We start from the raw sequence: 1,271 nt of genomic DNA, 5'->3' as shown, positions 1-1,271 counted from the left end.
GCCCCGACGCGGTGAGTTCTTCGCGCAGCCGTTTGACGCTGTAGTCCAAGGTGGAGGGGTCGGGGGCGCCGACGGCGATCAGGAACGCGGCCTGCAGGGGGCGTTCGTCGATGGTGGCCGAGAGCTGGCGGTGGTATTCGGCGAGTTGGCGGGCGGTGGCGAGCAGTTCGGCGTCGCCGTGGCGGACGTCGCGGCGCTGGGTGAACTGGTCGTCGATGTTGCCCTTGGCGCGGTCGTTGCGCGCGAATTCCAGTTCGCGGCTGAGCGTGACGAGGTTGACCGCGAAGTCGAAGGTGGCGCCGGTGTCCAGGTCGTCGAGGGCGGCCAGGAATTCCGAGCCGGGGAAGGCGATGCCGGCCTTGGGCATGTCGACGACGGGCAGGATGGCCTGGTAGCTGTCGGGGTAGCGGCCCTCGGGGCTGGACACGCGCAGCGCCCTGGTCCAGGAGGGGATGCGCCGGATCCCGGCGAGGCGGGCCAGCAGCGCGGCGGCGGCCCCGGCGGCGCCGGCCAGGGCCGGTGCGGGCAGCCCGGCCACGGCGCAGCCCAGCGCGCCGGCACCGAGCACGGCCGCGACGCTACGCAGCGGCAGCTCCGGGCTGCGGTGGTGGTGCTGGTCGCCGTCGTCGAACCGCGCCTCGGGCAGCTCGGCGCCGTCGATGGGCTCGGAAGCGGTGCGGCGCCGGGGAAGTGGGCTGTCGTACACGCCGCGCCAGGTGTTGTGGCGCCAGAACCAGTCGATCATGTCCGCGGTGGCCGGGGCGGGCCCGAATTCCTCGGGCAGGGCGGTGATGATGTCGTGGGCCAGGCGCTGGTAGGCGGCCACGGAGTCCTCGGAGTCCTTGTCGCGCCCGATGGCCCAGTCGCGCAGCCGGGCGGCGTGCCCCAGCGGGCTGTGCCCGGCGCGGCCGGCGTCGACGGGCATGGCCAGCCAGTACAGCCGGGTGCGGGGGTGCTGTGCGGCGATGACCGGGGCCAGCTGCTGGCAGGCGGTGATCCAGTGCGGCCGGTCGCGGTGACCGTGCAGCATCGCGCGCAGCAGCCGGCGCTGGTCCTGGGGCACCGAGAGCCCGAAAATCCAGCTGCCGGCCGGGATTTCGCGGGCCAGGGTCTGGTGGCGGTCGGCGACGCCGAGGCGGCGCCTGGTGGACTGCAGGTAGTAGGGCAGCCCGCTGAGCAGGTAGTGGGCGTAGACGCCATGGGCGGTGACGGTGAGGTTGCCCAGGATGCGCTGCGGCGGGGCGAGCAGGGGGTCGACGGTGCTGGTGGCC

1 pseudogene is annotated in these 1,271 nt (G+C 74.0%); it reads right to left on the bottom strand.

The features are described from left to right. A pseudogene (locus tag F0Q45_RS26050) lies at window positions 1–1,271 on the bottom strand (ATP-binding protein); the annotation flags it as partial.

Origin of the sequence: Mycobacterium simiae (assembly GCF_008370645.1) — a bacterium.
Taxonomy (GTDB): domain Bacteria; phylum Actinomycetota; class Actinomycetes; order Mycobacteriales; family Mycobacteriaceae; genus Mycobacterium; species Mycobacterium simiae_A.
This window is presented reverse-complemented; position numbering and strand designations above follow the sequence as displayed.